The organism is Acinetobacter suaedae, from assembly GCF_008630915.1.
GTDB lineage: Bacteria > Pseudomonadota > Gammaproteobacteria > Pseudomonadales > Moraxellaceae > Acinetobacter > Acinetobacter suaedae.
Genome location: NZ_CP043909.1, coordinates 2439298 through 2462757 on the forward strand (window position 1 = coordinate 2439298; position 23460 = coordinate 2462757).

At 38.1% G+C, this 23460-nt stretch carries 20 protein-coding genes; 7 read left to right on the forward strand and 13 right to left on the reverse strand.

Annotated elements, in window-relative coordinates; translation table 11 throughout:
• Window positions 1-199: 199 nt before the first annotated feature.
• The 4 genes from F2A31_RS11260 (at window position 200) to F2A31_RS11275 (ending at window position 7870) form a co-directional block, all read left to right on the forward strand.
• Window positions 200-2239, forward strand: coding sequence for a BCCT family transporter (locus F2A31_RS11260; protein WP_150026454.1), 2040 nt, complete (start codon window positions 200-202; stop codon window positions 2237-2239).
• 166 nt (window positions 2240-2405) lie between these two features.
• A complete protein-coding gene (locus F2A31_RS11265) occupies window positions 2406-3656 on the forward strand; it encodes an exonuclease SbcCD subunit D (protein ID WP_150026455.1) in 1251 nt (416 codons plus the stop codon).
• Window positions 3657-3665: 9 nt separating this feature from the next.
• Window positions 3666-7277: an AAA family ATPase gene (locus F2A31_RS11270; protein ID WP_150026456.1), complete on the forward strand. Its 3612-nt coding sequence runs from the start codon at window positions 3666-3668 to the stop codon at window positions 7275-7277.
• 2 nt (window positions 7278-7279) lie between these two features.
• Window positions 7280-7870, forward strand: a complete 591-nt coding sequence (locus F2A31_RS11275) for a hypothetical protein (protein ID WP_150026457.1) — start codon at window positions 7280-7282, stop codon at window positions 7868-7870.
• Here F2A31_RS11275 and F2A31_RS11280 read toward each other — a convergent pair.
• Window positions 7867-8553: a YggS family pyridoxal phosphate-dependent enzyme gene (locus tag F2A31_RS11280; protein WP_150026458.1), complete on the reverse strand. Its 687-nt coding sequence runs from the start codon at window positions 8551-8553 to the stop codon at window positions 7867-7869. The genes F2A31_RS11275 and F2A31_RS11280 overlap by 4 nt on opposite strands.
• A gap of 126 nt (window positions 8554-8679) precedes the next feature.
• Between F2A31_RS11280 and F2A31_RS11285 the strand changes: the two genes are divergently transcribed.
• Window positions 8680-9717, forward strand: a complete 1038-nt coding sequence (locus F2A31_RS11285; protein WP_004638216.1) for a type IV pilus twitching motility protein PilT — start codon at window positions 8680-8682, stop codon at window positions 9715-9717.
• A 28-nt stretch (window positions 9718-9745) separates the two neighbouring features.
• A complete protein-coding gene (locus F2A31_RS11290; protein WP_150026459.1) occupies window positions 9746-10864 on the forward strand; it encodes a PilT/PilU family type 4a pilus ATPase in 1119 nt (372 codons plus the stop codon).
• 85 nt (window positions 10865-10949) lie between these two features.
• On the opposite strand, the gene fur is transcribed toward F2A31_RS11290, so the two are convergent.
• Window positions 10950-11387 (reverse strand): ferric iron uptake transcriptional regulator, encoded by a 438-nt coding sequence (gene fur / locus F2A31_RS11295; protein WP_075316014.1) that lies wholly within the window; start codon window positions 11385-11387, stop codon window positions 10950-10952.
• 111 nt (window positions 11388-11498) lie between these two features.
• On the opposite strand from fur, the gene F2A31_RS11300 reads away from it, so the two are divergent.
• Window positions 11499-11897 carry an outer membrane protein assembly factor BamE gene (locus F2A31_RS11300; protein ID WP_150026460.1) on the forward strand — a complete coding sequence of 133 codons (399 nt, stop codon included), beginning with the start codon at window positions 11499-11501 and terminating at the stop codon, window positions 11895-11897.
• A 56-nt stretch (window positions 11898-11953) separates the two neighbouring features.
• Here F2A31_RS11300 and F2A31_RS11305 read toward each other — a convergent pair whose 3' ends face one another.
• The 11 genes from F2A31_RS11305 to F2A31_RS11355 form a co-directional block, all read right to left on the reverse strand.
• Window positions 11954-12274 (reverse strand): RnfH family protein, encoded by a 321-nt coding sequence (locus F2A31_RS11305; protein WP_150026461.1) that lies wholly within the window; start codon window positions 12272-12274, stop codon window positions 11954-11956.
• Window positions 12274-13356 carry an SLC5/6 family protein gene (locus F2A31_RS11310; protein WP_150026462.1) on the reverse strand — a complete coding sequence of 361 codons (1083 nt, stop codon included), beginning with the start codon at window positions 13354-13356 and terminating at the stop codon, window positions 12274-12276. Before F2A31_RS11310 ends, F2A31_RS11305 begins: the two co-directional genes overlap by 1 nt.
• 249 nt (window positions 13357-13605) lie before the next feature.
• Window positions 13606-14061, reverse strand: coding sequence for a bacteriohemerythrin (locus F2A31_RS11315; RefSeq protein WP_150027793.1), 456 nt, complete (start codon window positions 14059-14061; stop codon window positions 13606-13608).
• A 271-nt stretch (window positions 14062-14332) separates the two neighbouring features.
• Window positions 14333-15181 carry a class II glutamine amidotransferase gene (locus F2A31_RS11320; RefSeq protein WP_150026463.1) on the reverse strand — a complete coding sequence of 283 codons (849 nt, stop codon included), beginning with the start codon at window positions 15179-15181 and terminating at the stop codon, window positions 14333-14335.
• Window positions 15182-15273: 92 nt separating this feature from the next.
• Complete coding sequence (locus F2A31_RS11325; RefSeq protein WP_150026464.1) at window positions 15274-16050, reverse strand: GNAT family N-acetyltransferase; 777 nt, start codon at window positions 16048-16050, stop codon at window positions 15274-15276.
• 123 nt (window positions 16051-16173) lie between these two features.
• Complete coding sequence (locus F2A31_RS11330) at window positions 16174-17280, reverse strand: hypothetical protein (protein WP_150026465.1); 1107 nt, start codon at window positions 17278-17280, stop codon at window positions 16174-16176.
• 107 nt (window positions 17281-17387) lie between these two features.
• On the reverse strand, window positions 17388-18287 hold the full coding sequence (argB, locus tag F2A31_RS11335) for an acetylglutamate kinase (protein ID WP_150026466.1): 900 nt from the start codon (window positions 18285-18287) through the stop codon (window positions 17388-17390).
• Window positions 18288-18300: 13 nt separating this feature from the next.
• Window positions 18301-19719, reverse strand: a complete 1419-nt coding sequence (locus F2A31_RS11340; protein ID WP_150026467.1) for a phosphomannomutase/phosphoglucomutase — start codon at window positions 19717-19719, stop codon at window positions 18301-18303.
• Between the two features lie 193 nt (window positions 19720-19912).
• Window positions 19913-20365 carry a dUTP diphosphatase gene (dut, locus tag F2A31_RS11345; protein WP_150026468.1) on the reverse strand — a complete coding sequence of 151 codons (453 nt, stop codon included), beginning with the start codon at window positions 20363-20365 and terminating at the stop codon, window positions 19913-19915.
• A 23-nt stretch (window positions 20366-20388) separates the two neighbouring features.
• Window positions 20389-22428 (reverse strand): DNA helicase Rep, encoded by a 2040-nt coding sequence (gene rep, locus F2A31_RS11350; protein WP_150026469.1) that lies wholly within the window; start codon window positions 22426-22428, stop codon window positions 20389-20391.
• 200 nt (window positions 22429-22628) lie between these two features.
• Window positions 22629-23282 carry an OmpA family protein gene (locus tag F2A31_RS11355; protein ID WP_150026470.1) on the reverse strand — a complete coding sequence of 218 codons (654 nt, stop codon included), beginning with the start codon at window positions 23280-23282 and terminating at the stop codon, window positions 22629-22631.
• Between the last annotated feature and the right edge of the window lie 178 nt (window positions 23283-23460).

Below are 23460 nucleotides of genomic sequence, written 5' to 3' on the forward strand. Positions count from 1 at the left end.
AACTACTTGTTTTTCAGGTCTGGTGGATTTGTACAATTCATTGTTTGACGATATTATGTTCAACATGAAGAAAATTATGTTTGCTCAAGCACACTCAAATTCTTATAGATTCAAACGCAATATCATTTATCACTGATGTTATATAAACGCTCGATCGACTTAGAAATTTAAAAAGAATATCGAATTCGCAAGGTTTTATATGACATCTACAGATACAAAAGGTTTTCTAAAAACCGCAATTTTATTTCCCGTATTTATTCCAACCATTATCGTTATCGTCTTAGTTCTACTCGGTACGATTAGTAATCCTGAATTAGCAGGACAATTTTTCTCAGAAGTTCTTAACTATGTAACCAACACCTTTGGTTGGTTCTATATGCTTGCCGTTGCAACATTTCTCATTTTTATCGTTGGAATCGCAATGAGTAACTGGGGAAATATCAAGCTCGGTCCAGATCATGCAGAACCTGAATATAGCTTCTTATCATGGTTTGCTATGCTGTTTTCCGCCGGTTATGGTATCGCTCTACTATTTTTTGGGGTAGCAGAGCCTGTCTTACACTTTAGTGCCCCACCTCAAGGAACTCCTGGAACAATTGAAGCAGCAAAACAAGCAATGCAAATTTCCTATTTCCACTGGGGATTTCATATTTGGGCAATTTATGGGGTAGTTGGTTTGTCACTGGCTTACTTCACATTCCGGCATGGATTACCACTTGCCATGCGTTCCACACTTTTCCCTTTGATCGGAAATCGAATAAATGGCTGGATGGGACATACTGTAGATACTTTTGCAGTGTTGGGTACATTGTTTGGTATAGCAACCACACTTGGCTTATCTGTCACCCAAATTAATACAGGGATGAATTATTTATTACCTACAATTCCCGTCAGTATTCCAGTTCAGATTGTAACCATTTTAATTATCACATTATTGGCGACTTTTTCGGTGGTTGCAGGTATGGATAAAGGAATTAAACGCCTTTCCGTACTCAATATTGGATTAGCCATTGCACTGATGATTTTTGTCTTTGTAGTTGGACCAACATTATTCATTTTACAAACATTCGTTGAAAATACAGGAAGCTATTTAAGTAATTTGGTAGAGAGAACTTTTAACTTACAGGCTTACACTGCCAATGACTGGATTGGTAACTGGACATTATTTATCTTTGGATGGACAATTTCATGGGCACCTTTTGTCGGCATATTCATTGCCAAAATTAGTCGAGGTCGGACGATCCGACAGTTCATCGTTGGTATCATGCTCATCCCAACCATTTTTACCTTCTTATGGTTTTCTGTATTTGGAGATACAGCACTCCATTTAATTTTGGTCGAAGGCTACCACTCTCTTGTTCAAGATGTGCAGCAGGACAAAGCAATAGCGCTATTTAAGCTCTACGAACATTTACCGTTCACTGCTTTATTATCCTTTTTAAGTGTAATTCTAATTATTACTTTCTTTGTGACCTCTGCGGACTCTGGATCTTTAGTCATTGATTCATTAAGTTCAGGTGGTGTTACAAATACACCGATTTGGCAACGTGTGTTTTGGACAACAACACAAGGGTTGATTGCTTCAGCTTTATTACTTGCAGGTGGATTGACCGCCTTACAAACAGCATCCATTGTGAGTGCCTTGCCCTTTACCATTATTATGCTCATCGCAATTATTGGATTATGTAGAGCCTTAGTTATTGAGCAACATCGAAATACAAGTTTAGTCCACCATCAACCTACACAACATAGTTCAACCAAACATGATGATCCTCAAGCACTCATACAACGGCGTCTCAATTATTTAGTCGCTTTCCCAACACAAGAGCAAGTTCGTGAGTTTATTGCATCGACAGCATATCAAAGCATGGAAGCAGTTAAACAAGGATTTCAAGACAAAGATTGGCCATTTGAATTGATTTATGATGATGTCAATTCACGCATCCAGCTCAAACTATCCGAACCCAATGATGTCGAATTTGTCTATGAAATTCGGATGTGTGAGTACACGACTCCTACCTATATGAAAGAGTTAAAAACTAAAGAATACGCGAACCAAGAAAAATATTATCGCGCTGAGGTTTTCTTACTCCGTGGAGGACGTGCTTATGATGTTTATGGATTCGATCAAAACTCATTGGTTAATGATATTTTGAATCAATTTGAAAAATACCTTCATTTCTTGCATATTTCGCCAAAAACATTGCCTTGGAAAATGGAAAACGACTTACATCATTAATTTTCAAAACCACGATATAAAACGTTCAGCAAAGTATTCTACTACTTTGCTGAACAGTCATAGATTCTATTTGACCGGACATCCTACATTCAAAGCACAGTAAGCATTTTCTAGCAGTAATTTATGCTACCTTATCCCTATTCAAAATTTTGGGGTTTTCCATTTCATGACCGTGCGTTTTTTTCATACGTCTGACTGGCATCTGGGACAGTTTTTTTACAACCATTCCCGCCACTACGAACATGAACAATTTCTTGCATGGTTACTTGAGCAAATCAAAATTAAACAACCACATGCTTTACTCATTGCAGGTGATATTTTTGATGTGATCAATCCGAGTTCACAAGCACAGAAACAGCTTTATCAATTCCTTGCCGATGCGCATGATCTTGCACCACAGATGCAAACATTGATGATCGCAGGAAATCATGACTCAGGCTATCGCATTGAACAAGTTGAACCCTTACTTGAAAAATACAATGCCAAAACAGTCGGAGTGATTCGCTGGAATGAAGATAAAAGCTTAGATTTAGATCGTTTAATTTTGCCGATTTATGATGAGCAAAAACAGATTGTCGCATGGTGTATTGCACTGCCTTTCTTACGTTCAGCTGAAATCACAGGCTTTAATGAACACACGACTAACAGTCAAAATGCGATTGCTTATCTGCATCAACATTTAATCGCTGAAGCAAAACGCCGTAAAATCGATAATCAAGCTTTAATTCTGATGTCACATGCGCATATGCAAGGTGGTGAAACCTCAGATTCTGAACGCCCAATTATTATTGGTAATGAAGAGGCGCTTTCAACCACGCTGTTTGACGACGAGATAAATTATGTGGCTTTAGGGCATCTGCATAAACCACAAAAAGTCGGACATGATCACATTCGTTATAGTGGCTCTCCGATCCCTTTATCATTTAGTGAAATTAACTATAAACACCAAGTGGTTGAAGTCACGATCGATCCCAATGCAACTGACAATCAAGTTGAGTTTGAGGCAATTGCCATTCCGCGAGCGATTCAATTACACAAAATTAAAGGTGAACTCAACGACGTCATGCAGCGGCTCAAAAATCTGCCACAAGGTGTCATTGAATGTATTGATCATCGTGAATATGTCGATATTGAATATCACACAGCAACGCCTCCCCAGCCAAATCTTAGACAACAATTTGAAGATGCCCTACCTAAAGATCGTTACCGTTTAGTGCGAATTTCAAGACAATATTTATCTAATGAAACTAATGCTGAGAGCGAATCAAAAATCAGTTTAGAACCACCAACACCCGAAAAACTGTTTCAACAAATTTGGGAGAAAAAAGGCTACAGCGCTGATGATGAAGTCACCAAAGACTTTTTAAGCTTAGTTGCTGAAGCAGAGAAAAAACTTGAAGATGGTCAAACAGTTTAAGGATTTGCCATGAAAATTTTATCCATTCGACTAAAAAATCTGGCATCTCTTGCAGGTGAGCATTTTATTGATTTTGAAAGTGAGCCTTTAGCACATGCTGGATTGATAGCCATTATAGGAAAAACGGGTGCAGGTAAATCCACCATTTTAGATGCGATGTGTCTTGCCCTATTTAATAAAATTCCGAGACTCAAAGACAGTGATGGCAAATTGTTAGATGTAGATGGTTCAGAATTGTTAACCAACTCTCCTCTCACTGTATTACGTCGTGGTACTGGTCATGGATTTGCTGAGCTGTGTTTTGTCGCACAGGATCAAAAACATTATTTAGCACGTTGGGAAATTAAACGTGCCCGTGAAAATGCCAATGGTAAATTACAAAGTGTACAACGCTCATTGAAATGCCTCACCGATGGCGTAGTTGTCGCAGATAAAACCAAAGCCGTCGAAACGCACATTCAACAAATTACGCAGCTCAGTTTTGAACAATTTACGCGCGCCGTGTTACTGGCACAATCCGAAGTAACCGCTTTTTTAAAAGCACGTGATAATGAACGTGGTGAACTCTTAGAGTACCTCACCAACTCAAGTATTTTTGCCAAAATTGGGCAATTGGCTTTTGAAAAAACCAAAGAAGTTCGCTTACAACGAGAAAAATTAGAAAGTGTTTTAGGTCATATTGAAATTCGTTCTGATGAAGAAATCGCTGAGTTACAACAGCAATTCCAACAGCTACAGCAACACGTGCAACAACTTGAAAATGAAAAAAATCAATTCAAGCAACAACAACAATGGTTTGAACAACGCAATAAAATCAACCTTGAAATTGGATTGAAACAGCAACAGTATGATCTGCAACTTAAAGCGCAAGAAAACATTGCCAAAGAACGCCGATTACTGGGTCAATTAGAGACGTTTTCTGAGATACGCCCTATTGTATTTCAACAACAACAATTGCAAAAAACATTACAACAACTCGCGCCACAAATTCAACAAAAGCACAATGAGTTTAGTGCTTTAACCAGTCAATTTGAGCAACAAAAAACGCTTTATACACAAGTAGAAACAACACTCAATCAATTTCAAGATTTCGAGCAAAAGCATCAAACTGAACTGACACAAGTTCGCAAGTTTGTGCAAGAACGTGACTATATTGCTGAAGAATATAAGAAAACCAAAATTCGACTGACTCAATTGGAAAGTCAGCAGCAACCACTCATCGAGCAACAACAACAGCTTGAACAAAGCATTCGAAACTTGAGTGCGCAACATACGGCTTGCTTAGAACAATTAAAACACAGTGCTCAATACGCCCCTTTGGATAAAGGCTTAAATGCCCATATTCAACAACTCAAGCAATTTATTCAGCAATATCAAAAAGTAGAAAACACGTTAGGCTCTATTCAACAAGCACAGACTCAACTTGAGCAAGATCAAAACACATTCAACAATTTAGTTACTCAATTTGGTGTCACCCAACAAATTGAACAGCGTATTGAGCAACAGTCGAAACTAAAAGAAACCCAACAAATTCGCATCAATCAATTGGATGCAATTCAACAAAAACTTCAGCATTATTTTGAATTAAAAAATGAAGTGCTTACGCAGCAAAACAAATTTGAAGCTCTACAAAAGCAAGTTCAACAGCTAGAACAATGCAGCAAAAAAACTGAACAAGATTATCACGCTGCTAAAACTGAACGTGAGAAACTACAACTGGTTTTGCAACAACAACGTCTATTACATGCTGAAAATATTGAACATCTACGTGCTGAACTCAAGCACGGTGAAGCCTGCCTTGTCTGTGGCAGTACTGAACATCCTTATCGTGATGACGAGAGCCAAATCTCTAAAACATTATATGCCTTACAGCAACAACAAGAACAGCAAGCGATTCAACAGGAACAACAGCTTTTCCAACTTTGGCAAAAAGCTCAACAACAATTCACCCAAAGCCATACTGAACACAATCAATTGCAACAGCAGTTGCAGCAATTGCATGACAAATTAAAAACCCACGATCAACTGTTACAGCAACATTTATCACAGTTGAATATTCAACTCGATTTCAATCTCACTGAGAATGCCCCAAATGAAAATAGCATCAGGGCTCAGATGCAAACATTCGTTTTAGAAACATCACAGGCTCAACAGCAGCTTGAAAAGGAATTATTACAACTTAATCAAGCCAATAAAGATCAGCATGTGCTCAATCAAAACATTCAAAATACGCGTCATCAACTCCAAACCATAGAGCACTTAGAGCAACAGATTCAGCATATCGTAGATTGTCTCAATAGAGACGATAAAACTGCTTGGTCTAAACAAGGCGCGTCATTCTCACAACACGTATTAAAGGCATTGCAACAACGTAGCCAACAACTAGAGCATGCAGAATCACTCATCAAACAAAAAGACCAAATTGATCAGCAGTTGAATGTATTAAAGACCAATTTGGCAGGACTCACTACGCAACAAGCAGAGTGCGCGCAACAATTAAAAGACATCGAAATTAAAGGCAAACAAAATACTGATGCTGCTAACCAACTGATTATAACGATGACAGGTTCAGCTGAAATCAAAGCCAATGAATGGTTACAACAGCATGATCAACAACGTCAGCAATTGCAGAACCAGTATCAGCAGTTAAAGCAGCGTTTTGAACAAGCTCGTCAGAATTATGAGCAGCAGAAAAATATACTTGAACAACTCAAAGCACAGCAACAACAGAATCATGGTTCTCTTGAACAATGTAAAACTGAAATCACTAATTGGTTAGCTCAGCAGCAAAATTTTGCAGAAGATCAACTCAGCGAATTACTTGCGATTTCATCAACTCAAGAACAGCAGATTCGAAATGCAATACAACAAGCGGATCGTGCTTTGAGTGAAGCAAATTCTGCACTGAAAACCATGCAAGAACAGTTGAATGTACATCTTCAATCAGAACCCAATATTCAGGTTGAACAACTCACTGAATTGATAAATGCCAATCAAGAAATTTTGCAACAGACAACAGATCAACGAGATCAACTTAAACTTCAATTGGAAGTGCATCAACAAAACTTAGCCAAACAAAAGCAATTTGCCGATCAGATTCAACAGATCCAGCAACAAGAACATCGTTGGAATAAAATTTCTAGTATTATAGGCGATTCAAAAGGTAAAGAATTCCGTGATTTAGCCCAACAATACAATCTCGATATTTTACTTGAATATGCCAATCAACAACTGTCGATGTTGTCTCAACGCTATACTTTAAAACGTTTGGATAACTCACTCAGTCTTGCCATTATTGATCATGATATGGATGGCGAAACTCGTTCAGTTGCTTCTTTGTCTGGTGGGGAATCTTTCCTCACTGCCCTCGCCATTTCATTGGCGATTGCCAATATGGCATCAGGTTCGATGAAAATCGAATCGCTGTTTATTGATGAGGGCTTTGGCACCTTGGATGCATCATCCTTAAATATGGTGATGAATGCACTCGATCAACTGCAAAGCCAAGGACGTAAGGTCATTTTAATCTCACACATTCAGGAAATGCATGAACGTATCCCTGTGCAGATTCAGGTACAGCCGATTGGTTCAGGATCAAGTCGGATTGAAGTGGTGGGGTGAAAATGAATATCCAATTACTGCACAATGAAATGTTAAATAAAGGAATCTGCTTTCAAGTCGGCCTCACAAGTTTAGAACTTGAAGCAATAGAACAACTTTTTGCATTCCACTTTCCTCCTGATTTGAAGGATTTTTTAAAGCATGGACTGCCTATATCGGAAAATGAATGGGAATTTCCTCATTGGAGAGAAGCACTTTATAAAGATAAAGCAAAACATATTCTTATGGAAAAACTCAGTTGGCCTCAGGAAGGAATTGCGTTCGATATTCAAAACGGCTTTTGGTTAGATCGATGGGGAGCAGCACCAGAGGAAATCTCAGACCGTCTGGCAATATTTGAGGATAATTTTAAGGCTTATCCGCAAATGATCCCAATTTATGCTCATCGTTATATTCCCACCACACCATTTGAAAGCGGAAATCCTGTGTTTTCAATAATGCAAACAGATATTATTTATTATGGAACAAACCTAATAAATTACTTTTGTAATGAATTTAATCTCGATAAAAAGCTCTATAATCAAGCACAGGAAACTCCAAAACATATTAAATTCTGGAGTTATCTCACCGAATTAGATGATAATCAAGACTAAGCTGAATAATCCCTCTTCCCAAACAACGCAGTCCCAACTCTCACCATGGTTGACCCTGCAGCAATTGCAGCATCCAAATCAGCAGACATGCCCATACTCAAGGTATCCCAATCTTGCGGTTGTGCATGTAATGATTTGACTTGATCGAATAAAGTTTTAGCATCAACAAATGCAGCAATATTATCAGGTGCTGGAATAACCATCAAACCACGTAAACGTAGATTTGGCAGTTGGCTAATTTGTTTTACCAATTCAGCAACCTCTTCTGGCTGACAACCATCTTTAGAGTCTTGTCCGTCAATATTGATTTGTAGACATATGTTTAATGGTTTATAGCTATCTAGGCGTTGATTCGATAAACGCTCAGCAATAATTAGGCGATCTACTCCATGCACCCAGTCAAATTTTTCAGCCAAATGCTTGGTTTTATTTCGTTGAACATGACCAATAAAGTGCCATTCGATCTGTAAATCTTGTAATTCTTCAATTTTTTCTAAGGCTTCTTGCAAATAATTTTCACCAAAACAGCGCTGTCCAATCTGATACATCTCTCGCAAACTCTGACTCGGATGTGTCTTTGATACAGCCAACAACTGCACAGATTTAGGATCACGATGAACATGCTGACATGCTTGCTCTATTAGACTCAAAACGTGTTGATGGGCTTGTTGCGATTGATTCATTGACACAGTTCTCACTTATGAAATCTTTTTTTGCTTCCACATTCTATAAGGTGTTGGTAAGCCTGAATGAAAGCCGTATATTATTCTACAAAATAATGAGACATTTTAATTTGTTTCGGGGAAATTATGGATATTACAGAATTACTCGCCTTTTCAGTGAAAAACGGTGCTTCAGATTTACACCTTTCAGCAGGTATGCCACCGATGATTCGTGTCGATGGTGAAGTTCGTCGCATTAACTTACCAGCATTAGAACATAAAGATGTACACCGTTTAGTGTACGACATTATGAATGACAAGCAACGTCGTGATTTCGAAGAAGACCTTGAAACAGACTTTTCATTTGAAGTTCCAAACATCGCCCGTTTCCGTGTGAATGCATTCAACCAAAACCGTGGTGCTGGTGCAGTATTCCGTACCATTCCATCGAAAGTTTTAACCATGGAAGACTTGGGTTTAGGCACAATTTTCAAAGAAATTTGTGACTATCCACGTGGCATCGTACTGGTCACAGGGCCTACTGGTTCTGGTAAATCAACCACCTTGGCTGCGATGATCGACTATATTAATGAAAATCGTTATGACCATATCTTAACAGTCGAAGATCCAATCGAATTTGTACATCAATCAAAAAAATGCCTAATTAACCAACGTGAAGTGCATCGTGATACGCATGGTTTTAACGAGGCACTACGTTCAGCACTGCGTGAAGATCCAGATATTATTCTAGTTGGTGAGATGCGTGACTTAGAGACCATTCGCCTTGCGCTCACCGCAGCAGAAACAGGTCACCTCGTATTTGGTACACTGCATACCACCTCAGCGGCAAAAACCATTGACCGTGTCATCGATGTATTCCCTGCTGAAGAAAAAGACATGGTTCGTGCTATGCTCTCTGAGTCATTACAAGCAGTAATTTCTCAAACCTTATTGAAAAAAAATGGCGGCGGTCGTGTTGCAGCGCATGAAATCATGATCGGAATTCCAGCGATTCGTAACCTCGTCCGTGAAAACAAAGTCGCGCAAATGTATTCTGCAATTCAAACAGGTGCTAACTATGGTATGACGACCTTAGATCAAAGTCTAAAAAGTCTTGTATCTAAAGGTCTTATTAGTCCACAAACAGCACGTACTGTCGCAAAACAACCAGAATCATTCCTATAAAAAATATAAAACTGATTAGAGAAAAAACATGGATTTTAATGATTTACTCAATTTGATGATTCAACAAAATGCATCTGATTTATTCATCACTGCTGATGTTGAACCATCAATGAAAATTAACGGGCAAATTGTGCCTGTCTCTAAAACCAAGTTATCTGCGGATATTGTGGGGCAACTTGTCAATTCAATTATGAGTGACAAACAACGTGAGGAGTTTGCGGAGACACACGAATGTAACTTTGCGATTACCAATCGTGAAAAAACAGCACGCTTTCGTGTCAGTGCATTTCAGCAACGCGATATGCCTGGAATGATTTTACGTAAAATTGAAACCCATATTCCAAGCATGGATGATTTAAAGTTACCAGAAGTACTCAAAGAACTTGCGATGACTAAACGAGGTATTATTATCTTCGTTGGTGCAACAGGTACGGGTAAATCAACCTCATTAGCTTCAATGATTGGTTATCGCAATCAAAATTCTAAAGGGCATATTATTACCATCGAAGATCCAATTGAATTTGTCCATCAACATGCTGGCTGTATTGTGACGCAACGTGAAGTCGGGATTGATACAGAATCTTTTGAAGTTGCATTAAAAAATACACTTCGTCAGGCGCCAGATGTCATTTTGATTGGTGAGATTCGTTCACGCGAAACCATGGACTATGCGATCGCCTTTGCTGAAACGGGTCATTTAGTCCTCGCCACCCTGCATGCGAACAACGCCAACCAAGCCCTCGATCGTATTATTCACTTCTTTGAAGCAGATCGTCATAGCCAGTTGTATATGGATTTATCCCTTAACTTAAAGGCATTGGTTGCTCAACAATTGATTCCAACACCTGACGGAAATGCACGTCGAGCTGCGATTGAAATTTTAATTAATACCCCATTATTAGCCGACTATATCCGTAAGGGTGAAATTCATGAGATCAAAGATCTAATGAAACGCTCTCGTGAATTAGGTATGCAAACCTTTGACCAAGCTTTGTTTGATCTTTATAAAGCAGGACAAATCACTTACAAAGATGCGCTTAAACATGCAGACTCACCAAATGACTTACGTCTCACCATCAAGTTATCCGAAGAAGGTGCCGATCAATTATTGAATGCAAGCCGCAACATTACCTTTGATGGTCAATAATTAAACAAAAAAGGAAGGTTTTTGTAACCTTCCTTTTTTGTTTGTTCATGTTTAGTGAACCTATTCATTTTTAACGAAATTGTGCTTATTTTTTACGATAAGCTTCTTGGCATTCATTATCATTACAATAGCCATATAAATTCAATGAATGTCCTGTGAGTGTGAAACCATGCTGATCTGCAACTGCATGTTGTTCACTTTCAATAATATCATTAGTAAATTCAATCACTTTATTACAGTTCAGGCAAACTAAATGATCATGATGATCTTCTTGCATGATCTCAAAAACAGAGTGATTATTTTCAAAATGGTGGCGCTGAATAATCCCAGCTGCCTCAAATTGTGTTAACACTCGGTAAACCGTCGCTAAACCTACGTCTTCGCCTTGTTCAAGCAAAGTTTTATAAATATCTTCAGCACTTAAATGGTGTTGTTTTGAATTTTCTAATAATTCCAAAATCTTAATACGAGGAAGGGTGACTTTAAGTCCAGCTTTGCGTAAGTCTTGATTGGAAATAGGCATGAAAAAAGGTCTCTCAACAAATCTTAAGTTGGAATAGGAAATAGAGTTTAGATGCAGTATGATCTATCCTTGGATCAAATGCATCATCATTTATCAGGATAGTGTAGCAAAATGCAAAAAATCATGCTGACGTTATTCGTCACTTCAGTACTAAGCGGTTGTTCAGTCTTTGGTGTTTATAAAGTTGACATTCCACAAGGAACGCCCTTAACCAAGGCACAAGCAGCACAAGTACAAGTCGGCATGAGCTTTCAGCAAGTCCGTTTCTTGTTAGGTAGCCCAACCGTTTCAGATCCACTGAATCCTCAGCGTTGGGATTACATCTACAACTATATCCCAGGCACTTATGCAAAAAAAGCAAAAATTCCTGCTGCACATGGCCAGCATTTGAAAATTTACTTTGATGCAGATGGCAATGTCGAACGTATCGAAGGTTTAGAAACCATCCCAGAATCACAACCTGGCCTGCCAGCATCAAAAGAAGCAATCTTAACTGCTCCACCACTATAACCGCTTCCCTATAAAATAAAACCCCTCATCAAATCATTGGTGAGGGGTTTTATTTATCAACTTGATTGCTTGAAACGATTGCCTTTTATAAACCGTCCCACAGGATTCTGCGCTGCACGTTTACGCCGAATATCTTTGGGATTAATTGTTAATGCTCTATAGATTTCAACACGATCACCAGCCTGTAGCAGTGTTGTTGCTTCAACCTTCACACCAAAAATACCAAGCTGTAATGGCTCTGGTAAACGAAGCAAATGAGCAAGTTCACTTTTTTCAATTGCATCCATTGCAGTCATTCCATCGATAAAATCGACTGCAATATGAAATTGTTGCTCAGGAGTCGCATATGCAACCCAAACCTGTCTAAGCTGCTCCATTATATAATTTGCCCAATGACTGCAATCATGGCGATAACAATAGAAATCGGCAATACTAAACGTACTGCAACACGCCATAAGTTATAAAATAACTCATTACTAAATCCCATCGCCTTACGTAGATGGCTAATTTTCATGATCCAACCCGCAAAAACGGCATAGATTAGACAAATGATTAAGCCCCATAACATGAGAGCAAGATTAAATAACTGCTGTAATTGCGGTACAAACCAAACTGCAATTGCGGCAATGATAACTGCCCATTGAACCACTAAAGCGAGTTGACGCTGCGCCAATTGCTCTTTAGCAAGCTGTATCAACAACGCAGAGGAAACGATAGCTGCCAATACCCAAACTAAAGCAGGGATTTGTGCTTGAACTGAGAAAAAGCCAAATGCAATGACCGCTAATAATTGTGCAACCCAAATAGGTAATACAGCAGTAGTCGCAGCAGGTTGTTTCTTCACGACAGATAAACTATTTTGCCAATATAAACCCAATCCCAAACCACTTGCTACTAAAGCAAGAACAGTTGCATTGCCCCACTCTTTGAACTCAACATTGGTCCAATACCATGCTGGAAGTTCAGTTCCCATCACATTTGCAAGTATAAATGTAGCAATTACCCCAAGAGCAGTCACTGCAATTAACAATTGCCGTGACACAAAAGAAAGGCCGAATGCAATCACAGCAAAAATAGCGAAAAAGGCTTGGTTGGAAAGCGTTGAGGCAACATGCTGACTCGCCACATGACTTGCTGTCGTTAATACACTTCCTGCAAAGAACGCTACAAACACAACAGCCAACCATCCAACAATACGCCATCTTGGTGAAGCATCTGCATCACGCGTTAATGCTGAGAGCGCTTGTAATGCGGTTGTTTGTGAACGTTTTGCTAAAGCAATTTCTAAATAACCAATTGGTAATGCTAATAAAAACATTGTCCCAAGCCATAGCAACCAAAAATCCAATTGTCGATCAATCTGGATACCAACCGTTGGGGCCAATGTGGTAATCATGACAAAAGATAAGCAAAACGCCATCACTGGAGAAAACCAGCGTGACAGAGTTGTGTCCTGCATAATGCAATCCTTGAAAAATCTTTGAACTCACTGCACTTCTTTATGGAGTTTACAATGAAATATTCAATCTATTTTGCCCTTCTCAGACTTGAAAATCAAAACAAAAGATATCGAAAGAAAAAAGCAAACCATCCAAAGATGATTTGCTGCGCATGATTTATTATTATGTTTTATTAGCCCCCTTATTTTCACTCATATTTCCCTTATTATTTTTCTATAATAAAGGGGGCTTTTTTTATTATCTTCTAATTATGAAAAAAATCTAGAAAACCAATTTTTACCTTTTTTCTTTTCATTTTCCTTGATAATTCCGAGCATATTTTCTTTTACAGCTCCAACATAATCAGCATCATCATGACGGATATGATTAATTAACCATTTTGACAAAGCCTCATGGAGCTCAGTTTCAATTTCATGCCCCAATTCAAAACGCTCACGATACACTTCTATTTTTTTAATAAATAAATCATGTACACGTTTATGTGGAACACGATACTTATAGTTTGCTTCTTCTTGTAAACTTTCTTCGAAGGTAAAGTGAGACTGAGTATAATCAATAATATTATCAAGTACTTCTTTAATTTTTACGCGATCATTACAATGCTTTAACTCATCGATTTGATTAATATAATCGAGGATACGACGATGTTGCTCATCAATAACCTCTATACCAGTATTATAATCAACAGACCATTTCATCCCCATAATCCCCAAATTCAATGTTATTGATTGAATAAGAATCATAATATAGACAAAATAATGAAATAAAAACAAAGTGTTTTTGTCAGATTATACATATTTTTCAAATAAATAAATTAACCTATTGTTTTATATTTATTTTAATTTTTTCACCTATTAAAACACTCAAGTATTTTTTAACCAACTTAGCGACATCTATATGATTTATTTTAAAAAACTACTAAATCACTTGGTTATACTTTAACAATAAAGCTTATATCATTATTGAAAAGTATGACTAATATTGATCAGCTTTCGTTATCCTTTTTAATGCTGGATTTTGAGCTTCACGAATTAAACGCTCCACACGGGTTAAAGCATGTTTAACCGGTTTACCATGCTGAAACAAAATCATTTCACCTGCCTGATAAGCAGTCCATGTTTCATTATGAGTTAATGGCTCAGTGGTAATCACAGCGACTCTATCTTCTGGTGTAGTTACCTCACTAAAATCAACCTCAACATCTAAATCAATTAGATGCGCATTCTGAAAAGGATATTCACGGACCAACCAATGCAATTTGGTTGTCGCATAACTAAATAATGCTTGTCCATTGGATAAACAGAAATTAAAGGTTCCATGTTCAGCAATTTGGGGAGAAATTTGCTCTAAGAGCGTAAACAAATCCTCTAAACTTGGTTCAGTATATCCAAAGGTCTCAACCATTTGATCTAATAAATAGCAAAAGGCAAGTTCACTATCTGTATTTCCAACGGGCTCAAATCGACCACTTAACTTAGGATTAAAATCATATAAATCCCCATTATGGGCAAAAATCCAATGCCTTCCCCATAGCTCACGCAAAAAAGGATGAGAGTTTTCTAAGGTGATTTTACCTTGTGTCGCTTTACGAATATGTGCAATCACATTACGTGATTTTATTGGATAGTTTCGAACCAAATCGGCAATTGGTGATTCAACTGCTGATTGATTATCGACAAACAAACGACATGCTTTATCTTCAAAAAAAGCAATACCAAAACCATCACTATGATCAGACGTCACCCCAGCTCGTTGAGAAAATCCACGAAATGAAAAAGTGATATCTGTGGGTGTCGCGCAATTCATTCCTAATAGTTGGCACATATCTTTTGAACTTTATAACATCTATGCCTATTGTGCATGAGGTATAGATCGCTTGTAAATCTGAATATGTGCTTACTATTAGTAGAATCTGATTAACGTTGCACCATTTTATTCATAACAAAAGATGTTGCGATCTTATTCACTTCCAAAAACACAAAATAATCGAGACATTTAAAGTCCTCATCATAATATGCTTGCTTTGAAAGTCTTGATTGCATACCAAGATAAGTTTGGAATAATTTTGGCATACGCTCATCTTGTGGAAAACTAAAATCTGGACGTTCAGGCTCAAATGCTCGTTTCGAACGAATATCTATGGTCTGATGATCTGCTAATTGTTGAATCTGACGATGTGTGTAATACGCACGTGCGATATTATCTTCAAGATGGATACTCACACAGCCCATTAAATATTTTGCACGCATCGACCAAAGCACTTTCGGCACCAAATTTAACCACAAAGTAGATAATGCTTTACCTGAACGAAACTTCGGATGTACGCACGTTCGTCCAATTTCTAAAACACTCGGTAAATGCGATAAATGAGGAACTATCTCGAACTCTTGAGCACTATAGCTTTGCCCAATTTCATTGCCTTGGAATAATTTTAATCGAGTATAAGCAACAATTTCACCGGTCCATTTTTCTCGCAGTACCGCGTGCTCACAGCCAAAATCATATAAATCTTGATCTAGACCATCTTCAAACAAGATACCAAATTGATGGCTAAATTGTGTTGCTCTAAAACGTTGTACTTCTTGTAATTCTTTTAAATTATCAACCCACTCAAATCTGAATTGGTTCTGAGTTTGTTTTTGACGTAATGGTAGAGTCAATGTCTGACGATATTGATTTAATTTTTCTAGCATAATGAAAGCTCCTTATGACTAGAATTACCTTAAATCGTATTAATGACATTTTAGTGAATGAAAAATGAAGAGATAATGACAGCAAGGCCTATAGGATGTACCTATAAGCCTATGTACTCAATATCAATCTTGCAAAGTTAAAATATAATATTTTAAATTAGCAGCGTAAGGTAAACTAGAACCGATCTGAACCAATGCTAATGTTTTATTATCTGCTGTTTGGAACAATTTCATACCATAGCTTTGAACACCATTAATCTCTGGTAAATTATAAGCTGTGACAACACCATAACCGTAACCCGAATATTTCAAATAACCTGGTACATAAGAGTTCAATTCCTGCTCCCAAGTCCCATATACGGCTGGCAACACTCTTAAATCACTAACAGACTTATCTTGAATCAATGAAATAATAAATGTATCTTGCAACATTTTTATTCTTCCACCGTAGTTCAAGTTTGCCGTATAAAAATAAGTTCCTTCACTGCTGTAAACATACTCATGTTTTTGGTCAAAGAATAACTTCCCCCCAATTGGATAATCGCCATGATATGGAGAATCCTTGGTTGAGATTGCATTTGTAGAACTCTTATCAAGATTTATACTAATTAAATCTCGCGGACTAACATCAAAGTATGTAAAGATAATTTTATTGGTTTTTTCTGAGTAAATCCCTTTTAATTCTGAGAAGAATCCAAAATTGTTAGAACTTAACTGAAGTTCTTTAACACCAGTATTTAAATTAAGCTTCACCACACCATTACTAAAAGCTTGGCTATCTTTAATGCCTAAAAAGAACCCAATCCCTTGATCTGTAAGAAATCCATCCGTATATGGTCCTTCATTCGGGAAAGTTTTAAGCAATTGGCCTTTTTCCAAATCAATATATGATATGTGATTTGGATGAATAACAATTGCCTTTTTACCATTTGGGCTTAACTTTATCACTTCAGCTGAATCAGATAACGGAATTCTGACTGTAGATGCAGTCAATCTATTTACAATATTTAAGGTCGCTAAAGATTGATCATATGCAATAATTTTATCAAGACTTACTGAATACTCTGATAATTCTGGGCGAAATGATATTTCTTTAATCGTTTTTACCGAAACACCCTTTTCAACAATCTTATTATTATCATTTCCAGTAGATGCACCACCGCCCCCACCGCAAGCAACTAATAAACTACTTACAACTAAAATAGCTAATATTCTTTTCTTAAAAAACATAATTTTTCCGTACGTATTAGGTTATTTATTTAATATTAAATAAATATCATACCATATAAAAAAATAAGACCTGCTATATAGCAGGTCTTATTTTTTTATATGGTATTTTAGTGTTTCGCCCGATTAGTAATCAAAGTCCCGACCCCATGATCTGTAAAGATCTCCAAAAGCGTTGCATGCGGTACACGTCCATCTACAATATGAGCACTCACAACACCACCTTTAACTGCATCTAAAGCACAGCCGACTTTAGGGATCATACCACCATAAATCACACCTGTTTCTATCAGGCGATCAACTTCTTGCGTAGTCAATCCAGTTAATAAGTTTTTATTTTCATCCAATACCCCTGTGATATTGGTCAATAAAATCAGCTTTTCTGCACTCAGCGCTTCAGCTACCTTACCCGCAACAAGATCAGCATTGATATTGTAGGTATTGCCTTCTTCATCCACACCTAAAGGTGCAATCACTGGAATAAAATCACCTTGCGTAAACATCTCTAACACATCTGTTTTTACACCAGTGACCTCCCCCACCATCCCTAAATCAATTTGAGATGTTGAGCCATCAGCTTCTTGTTTTTCCATCAATAATTTACGGGCACGTAATAAATTACCATCTTTACCAGTCAAACCAATCGCACGACCACCGTGCTGATTAATCAAATTGACAATCGATTTATTTACGCTACCACCCAATACCATTTCAACGACTTCCATCGTTGCTTGGTCAGTCACACGCATTCCATCAATACGATCAGACTCTTGCCCTAGACGCTTTAGTAGCGAGTCAACTTGAGGTCCACCACCATGCACAACAATTGGATTTAATCCAACTGTTTTCAACAACACAATGTCACGAGCAAATGAACTTTCCAACTCTGGATCAGTCATGGCATTACCACCATATTTAACGACCAACGTTTTACCAGCAAAGCGTTGGATATACGGCAAAGCTTCAATCAAAATTTTTGCTTTATCAATGCCGATATGCTCATGTGGCATGAATCTCTCCTTCTTAAGACTGTGCAAGTTCTTGTGCAATTTGTGGATATTGATCCTGCAACATAGAAATAAACTTCTGGCGAATTTCAACTAACCGATCTGGATTATCTGCATCAAAACGGACGGTAAAGTATTCACCGGTATTAGATGCTCGAATAATGCCAAAACCATCGTCAAAATCAAGTCTTACCCCATCAATTTTACTTAATCGTGCTGCCAAACGATGACTGATAATCTCAATATTATTTAAAACTTGCTGTGGTGAAGCATCGTGGGTGCTGATATATATGTCTTCTGTACAGTAACGCTCAGGGAAAGCGGTAAATAACTCAGATAAACTTGTTGCCTCAGATTGAGTGAGATATTCCATCACGCGCAGTGCTGCGTATAAACCATCATCATAACCAAAACCACGACCATCATTAAAAACATAATGACCTGCATATTCCCCACCAAATACTGCTCGGCCATTCGATTGTGATAAATACGAGCGCAAGAAACTGCTGCCTGTACGAATCATTTTAGCTTTTCCGTTGAGTTGCTCCACAGTATCTGCCACCATTCGCGAACACTTAACATCAAAGACAATTTCTTTATGTGGATGCTGCTGTAAACACATCTGTGCAAATAATGATAATAGACGATCCGGACTAATAATATGTGCTTGCTCATCGAGCAAAACCACACGATCGCCATCACCATCCAAAGCAATCCCTATATCCGCTTTTTCAGAAATAATAGCCTGCTGTAAGTGTTTTAAATGTTCAGCATGTGATGGATCTGGTGCATGATCAGGAAAGTGTCCGTTCGCCTCACAACGCAATGCGATAACGTCACATCCCAACTTCTCTAAAACAGACTTTGCACAGCGACCAGCGGAGCCATGTAAACCATCTAAAACAACTTTCAAAGGCTGAGATAACTGAATATCGCTGAGCAAAGCTTGCTGATACTTTAAACAATACTGGGGAATGATTTTATGGAAATGGTCTAAATTTGGGAGTTCGATTACTTGATCAGTGAAACCTTCAGCATATAAGCCAACCTGCTGTATCGCTTCAGGACTTGGTGGCTCGCCTTTTAAAATCCATTTAATTCCATTGTCAGACTTAGGATTATGACTGGCTGTCACCATAATGCCATTACCAGCATAATCTCGTGCGATATAGTACATCATCGGTGTTGAACAACACCCGATGTTAATGACTTCCAATCCCTGATGCTCAAATATCTGTTGAATAATATTGGCATATGTTGGACTAGTTAAACGCGCATCGTACCCTATTACGATTTGTTTTTGCCCTGCTTCAACGTATTGGGCTGCCAAAGCCACAGCGATTGAACGAATAATCGCTGGTGTGAGATTAGTCAATTTTCCACGGATATCATAAGCACGAAAAATATTCAGAGGAAATTTATGTTTTATGTTCACAATAAGCCCCTATTTTTATATATCAAAATTATTGCAGAAACAAAATACTATTAAGAAATTTGCTAACCCTTGTTGAGAAAAATTAAAATAGTCGGTCAGCTGCTTTGTAATATAAATCACAGGAACAATCAATATAAGAAATGCAACGCCCCGTCACAGAACATTGCATTAAATAATTTAACAAAGATTAAAATTATTGCTGACCAGTATGGCCAAATCCACCTGCTCCACGTTCAGTCGCGACAAATTCATTCACTTGTTCAAATTCAGCCTGTACGACTGGAACGAGCACGTATTGCGCTAAACGTTCACCTGGCTCTAAACGGAAAGTCGCCTGTCCACGATTCCAAACAGATACCATCAATTCTCCTTGATAGTCAGAGTCAATTAAACCAACCAAATTTCCTAAAACAATACCGTGCTTATGACCCAAGCCTGAACGAGGCAAAATCAACCCTGCAAAATTAGGGTCTTCGATATAAATCGCTAATCCCGTTTTAACTAATACAGTTTCACCTGCAGCAATCTCAATCGCTTCATCCAAACATGCACGTAAATCTAAACCTGCTGAACCATGAGTTGCGTATGCAGGCATTGCCCATTCTTGACCTAAACGTGCATCTAATACTTTAACTTGGACTTTCATTCCGACTTCCTATTTACAATTTTCTAACGTTTCAATAAAGCTTTTAAGTTAGCAAGATACTGCTGTGCTTGCTCTTTTGGATCTACATTCGGAGCAAGTTTCTTTTTACGCCCATGCCATTCCAAATCATCTTGGGGCAATTCATCCAAGAAACGACTTGGCGTCATTTGACGCATTTGACCACCATTTTTACGTTGCTCTGCTAAGGTCAAGGTTAAGCCTTGACGGGCACGGGTAATCCCTACGTACATCAAACGGCGCTCTTCTTCGATGGTTTCTGAAGCAATCGAGTTCTTATGCGGTAGCAGCTCTTCTTCTAAACCGATCATATAAACATATGGAAATTCCAGACCTTTTGCTGCATGAAGCGTCAACAAATTGACCTTATCGGTATCTTCCTCTTCCTGCTGTTGCTCCAACATATCGAGCAACACCAGTTTCCGAATCACACTCTCGATGTTTTTCTCATCTACATCATCAGTACGATTAATCAAATTTTGAATACTGGTATAGAGACTTTCAATATTGTCGATTTTGGTTTTTTCTTGTGCAGGGGTCGCCGCCTGCTCACGAACGTAATCAATATAGCCAGCTTCATTGATCATCTGACGAACTTTAGGAACAGGCTCATCATCATCGAGAAGTTCACGGGTAAAAGTTGCAATAAAATCAGCAAACTCATGAAGCTGTGTTGCAGCTTTCTTTGGTAAGACCATCGATAAACGCTGGTCTGATGAAGCCGTTAATAAGGATAAGGTATTTTCTTGCGCAAATAATCCAAGCTTCTCTAAAGTCACTGGTCCAATCGCGCGTTTTGGCGTATTGATGATACGTAAAAATGCACTATCATCTTCAGGGTTGATGATTAAGCGCAAATAGCTCATTACATCTTTAATTTCTGCTCGGGCGAAGAATGATTGACCACCAGACAATTTATATGGGATTTGCATTTGACGTAGTTGGGTTTCAATCACACGTGCTTGGAAATTACCTCGATAAAGCACAGCATAATCTTTCCAGCTTTTGCCATTCATCAACTTATGCGTGATCAAATCTTTCACAACACGCTCTGCTTCATCATCATCATTCAAACAAGTGATGACACGAATATTTTCGCCATGGCCTTTATCACTCCACAATTTTTTATCAAATATGTGAGGATTGTTTTCGATTACAGCATTGGCAGCCTTTAAGATACGACTGGTTGAGCGATAGTTTTGCTCAAGCTTAATGACTTTTAAATTATGGAAATCATCTTTCAATAACGCCATATTTTCAGGTTTTGCACCACGCCACGCATAAATGGACTGGTCATCATCGCCTACCGCAGTGAACTGCCCCATGACACCGACTAAAAGCTTCACTAAGGTATATTGGGCAGTATTGGTATCTTGATATTCATCGACCAGCAAGTAACGAACGCGATTTTGCCATTTATCACGAACTTCAGCATTTTCTTGAAGTAAACGTGTTGGCATCACAATCAAATCATCGAAATCAACAGCATTGTAAGCACGTAGATTGCGCTCATATAACTGATATAAATGAGCAAGCTGTACATCTTCTACAGTTTCACAAGTTGAATGTGCTTGCTCTGGTAAGATCAGATCATTTTTCCAATCTGAAATTTTCTTCATGGCCTTTGCAATCAATTCTTTACTTTCTGCACCTGACATATTATCTCGTTGCATCAAGTCCATCAGAATACGTTTGCAATCATCTGCATCTAAAATAGAAAAATTAGCTTTAAGCGGTAAGTTTTTTAGCTCTAAACGTAATAAATTCAAGCCAAAAGTATGGAAAGTCGAAACTGATAGCCCTTTGGCTTCTTCACGTGACAGTAATTTACCCACACGCTCTTTCATTTCACGTGCAGCTTTATTAGTAAATGTCATCGCAGTAATACGATACGCTGGGATCCCACACTGTTGTACTAAAAAAGCAATTTTTCGTGTAATCACTGAAGTTTTACCCGAACCTGCACCTGCAAGCACCAACAATGGCCCCTGAACATACTTCATGGCTTCAAGTTGCTTGTCATTCAATTGACTGGCAGATGACATCTTGTAATTCCTCTCTCGTTTCCGAGCCTGATTTTCCGAGCACAATTATAGTCATCTCTTTTTTATAATCCCAATAATAAATCTTGGGATATGTATAAATTATGATGAGTCATAGCCACGATTACGCCATAGCTTGTCGCTATGATTTTTTTCCGCATAAAAAAACCACCCGAAGGTGGTTTTTAATTAGTCAAAACAAATTATTGTTTCGCATAAATACTGATTTCAACACGACGGTTTTGTTCACGACCAGCAGCAGTACTATTATCTGCAATTGGGTTTGATGAACCATAACCTTGTGCATCAATACGGCTACCTGCAATACCTTGACCAGTTAAATAGTTCTTAACTGATTGTGCACGTGCTTGAGACAAAGGAATGTTGATTGAATCATTACCAGTGTTGTCTGTATAACCAGTCACTAAAATCGCGCTTTGGTTATCTTCACCTAAAACTTGCGCTACTTTATTTAAAGTTGCGTAGAAGTTAGGTTTGATGTTTGATTTATTCGTATCAAAAGTGATGCTACCTGGCATAATCAATTGAACAGAACCATCTGGATTACGACCTACATCTACACCAGTACCCTGCATTTGTTGGCGAAGTTTTTTCTCTTTATTGTCAAGATATAAACCACCTGCGCCACCTAAAACTGCACCAATTGCAGCAGCACGGTTATTTTGTTTACTGGTATTCGCATTTCCTTTAGAAACACCGTAACCTGCAGCAGCACCAATCAATGCGCCTAAAGCAGCTTTATCATATTCTACGCCGCCAATATTATTACCTGTAGTTTGGCAACCAGAAAGAACCAATCCAGCCCCTACGAGTGTTGAAATCATTAATGCACGCATTGCGTAGCTCCTGTCTATGTATTTTGTTGTCTTGGTAAATGATGAATCAAAAAATAAAAGCACACCATTGATATTTTGTTAATAATAAACGGTTTATTTATATTTTTGTAATACTTTGATGCATTTTACTTGCATAAAGCATCACATTTTCTCCATTGTTATTCTCTTTTACCCATCT

Excerpts from the sequence above, each read along its gene's own strand:
- F2A31_RS11260 (WP_150026454.1), top strand. The coding sequence starts at position 200 with ATGACATCTACAGATACAAAAGGTTTTCTAAAAACCGCAATTTTATTT.
- F2A31_RS11265 (WP_150026455.1), top strand. The coding sequence starts at position 2,406 with ATGACCGTGCGTTTTTTTCATACGTCTGACTGGCATCTGGGACAGTTT.
- F2A31_RS11270 (WP_150026456.1), top strand. The coding sequence starts at position 3,666 with ATGAAAATTTTATCCATTCGACTAAAAAATCTGGCATCTCTTGCAGGT.
- F2A31_RS11275 (WP_150026457.1), top strand. The coding sequence starts at position 7,280 with ATGAATATCCAATTACTGCACAATGAAATGTTAAATAAAGGAATCTGC.
- F2A31_RS11280 (WP_150026458.1), bottom strand. The coding sequence starts at position 8,553 with ATGAATCAATCGCAACAAGCCCATCAACACGTTTTGAGTCTAATAGAG.
- F2A31_RS11285 (WP_004638216.1), top strand. The coding sequence starts at position 8,680 with ATGGATATTACAGAATTACTCGCCTTTTCAGTGAAAAACGGTGCTTCA.
- F2A31_RS11290 (WP_150026459.1), top strand. The coding sequence starts at position 9,746 with ATGGATTTTAATGATTTACTCAATTTGATGATTCAACAAAATGCATCT.
- fur (WP_075316014.1), bottom strand. The coding sequence starts at position 11,387 with ATGCCTATTTCCAATCAAGACTTACGCAAAGCTGGACTTAAAGTCACC.
- F2A31_RS11300 (WP_150026460.1), top strand. The coding sequence starts at position 11,499 with ATGCAAAAAATCATGCTGACGTTATTCGTCACTTCAGTACTAAGCGGT.
- F2A31_RS11305 (WP_150026461.1), bottom strand. The coding sequence starts at position 12,274 with ATGGAGCAGCTTAGACAGGTTTGGGTTGCATATGCGACTCCTGAGCAA.
- F2A31_RS11310 (WP_150026462.1), bottom strand. The coding sequence starts at position 13,356 with ATGCAGGACACAACTCTGTCACGCTGGTTTTCTCCAGTGATGGCGTTT.
- F2A31_RS11315 (WP_150027793.1), bottom strand. The coding sequence starts at position 14,061 with ATGGGGATGAAATGGTCTGTTGATTATAATACTGGTATAGAGGTTATT.
- F2A31_RS11320 (WP_150026463.1), bottom strand. The coding sequence starts at position 15,181 with ATGTGCCAACTATTAGGAATGAATTGCGCGACACCCACAGATATCACT.
- F2A31_RS11325 (WP_150026464.1), bottom strand. The coding sequence starts at position 16,050 with ATGCTAGAAAAATTAAATCAATATCGTCAGACATTGACTCTACCATTA.
- F2A31_RS11330 (WP_150026465.1), bottom strand. The coding sequence starts at position 17,280 with ATGTTTTTTAAGAAAAGAATATTAGCTATTTTAGTTGTAAGTAGTTTA.
- argB (WP_150026466.1), bottom strand. The coding sequence starts at position 18,287 with ATGCCACATGAGCATATCGGCATTGATAAAGCAAAAATTTTGATTGAA.
- dut (WP_150026468.1), bottom strand. The coding sequence starts at position 20,365 with ATGAAAGTCCAAGTTAAAGTATTAGATGCACGTTTAGGTCAAGAATGG.
- rep (WP_150026469.1), bottom strand. The coding sequence starts at position 22,428 with ATGTCATCTGCCAGTCAATTGAATGACAAGCAACTTGAAGCCATGAAG.
- F2A31_RS11355 (WP_150026470.1), bottom strand. The coding sequence starts at position 23,282 with ATGCGTGCATTAATGATTTCAACACTCGTAGGGGCTGGATTGGTTCTT.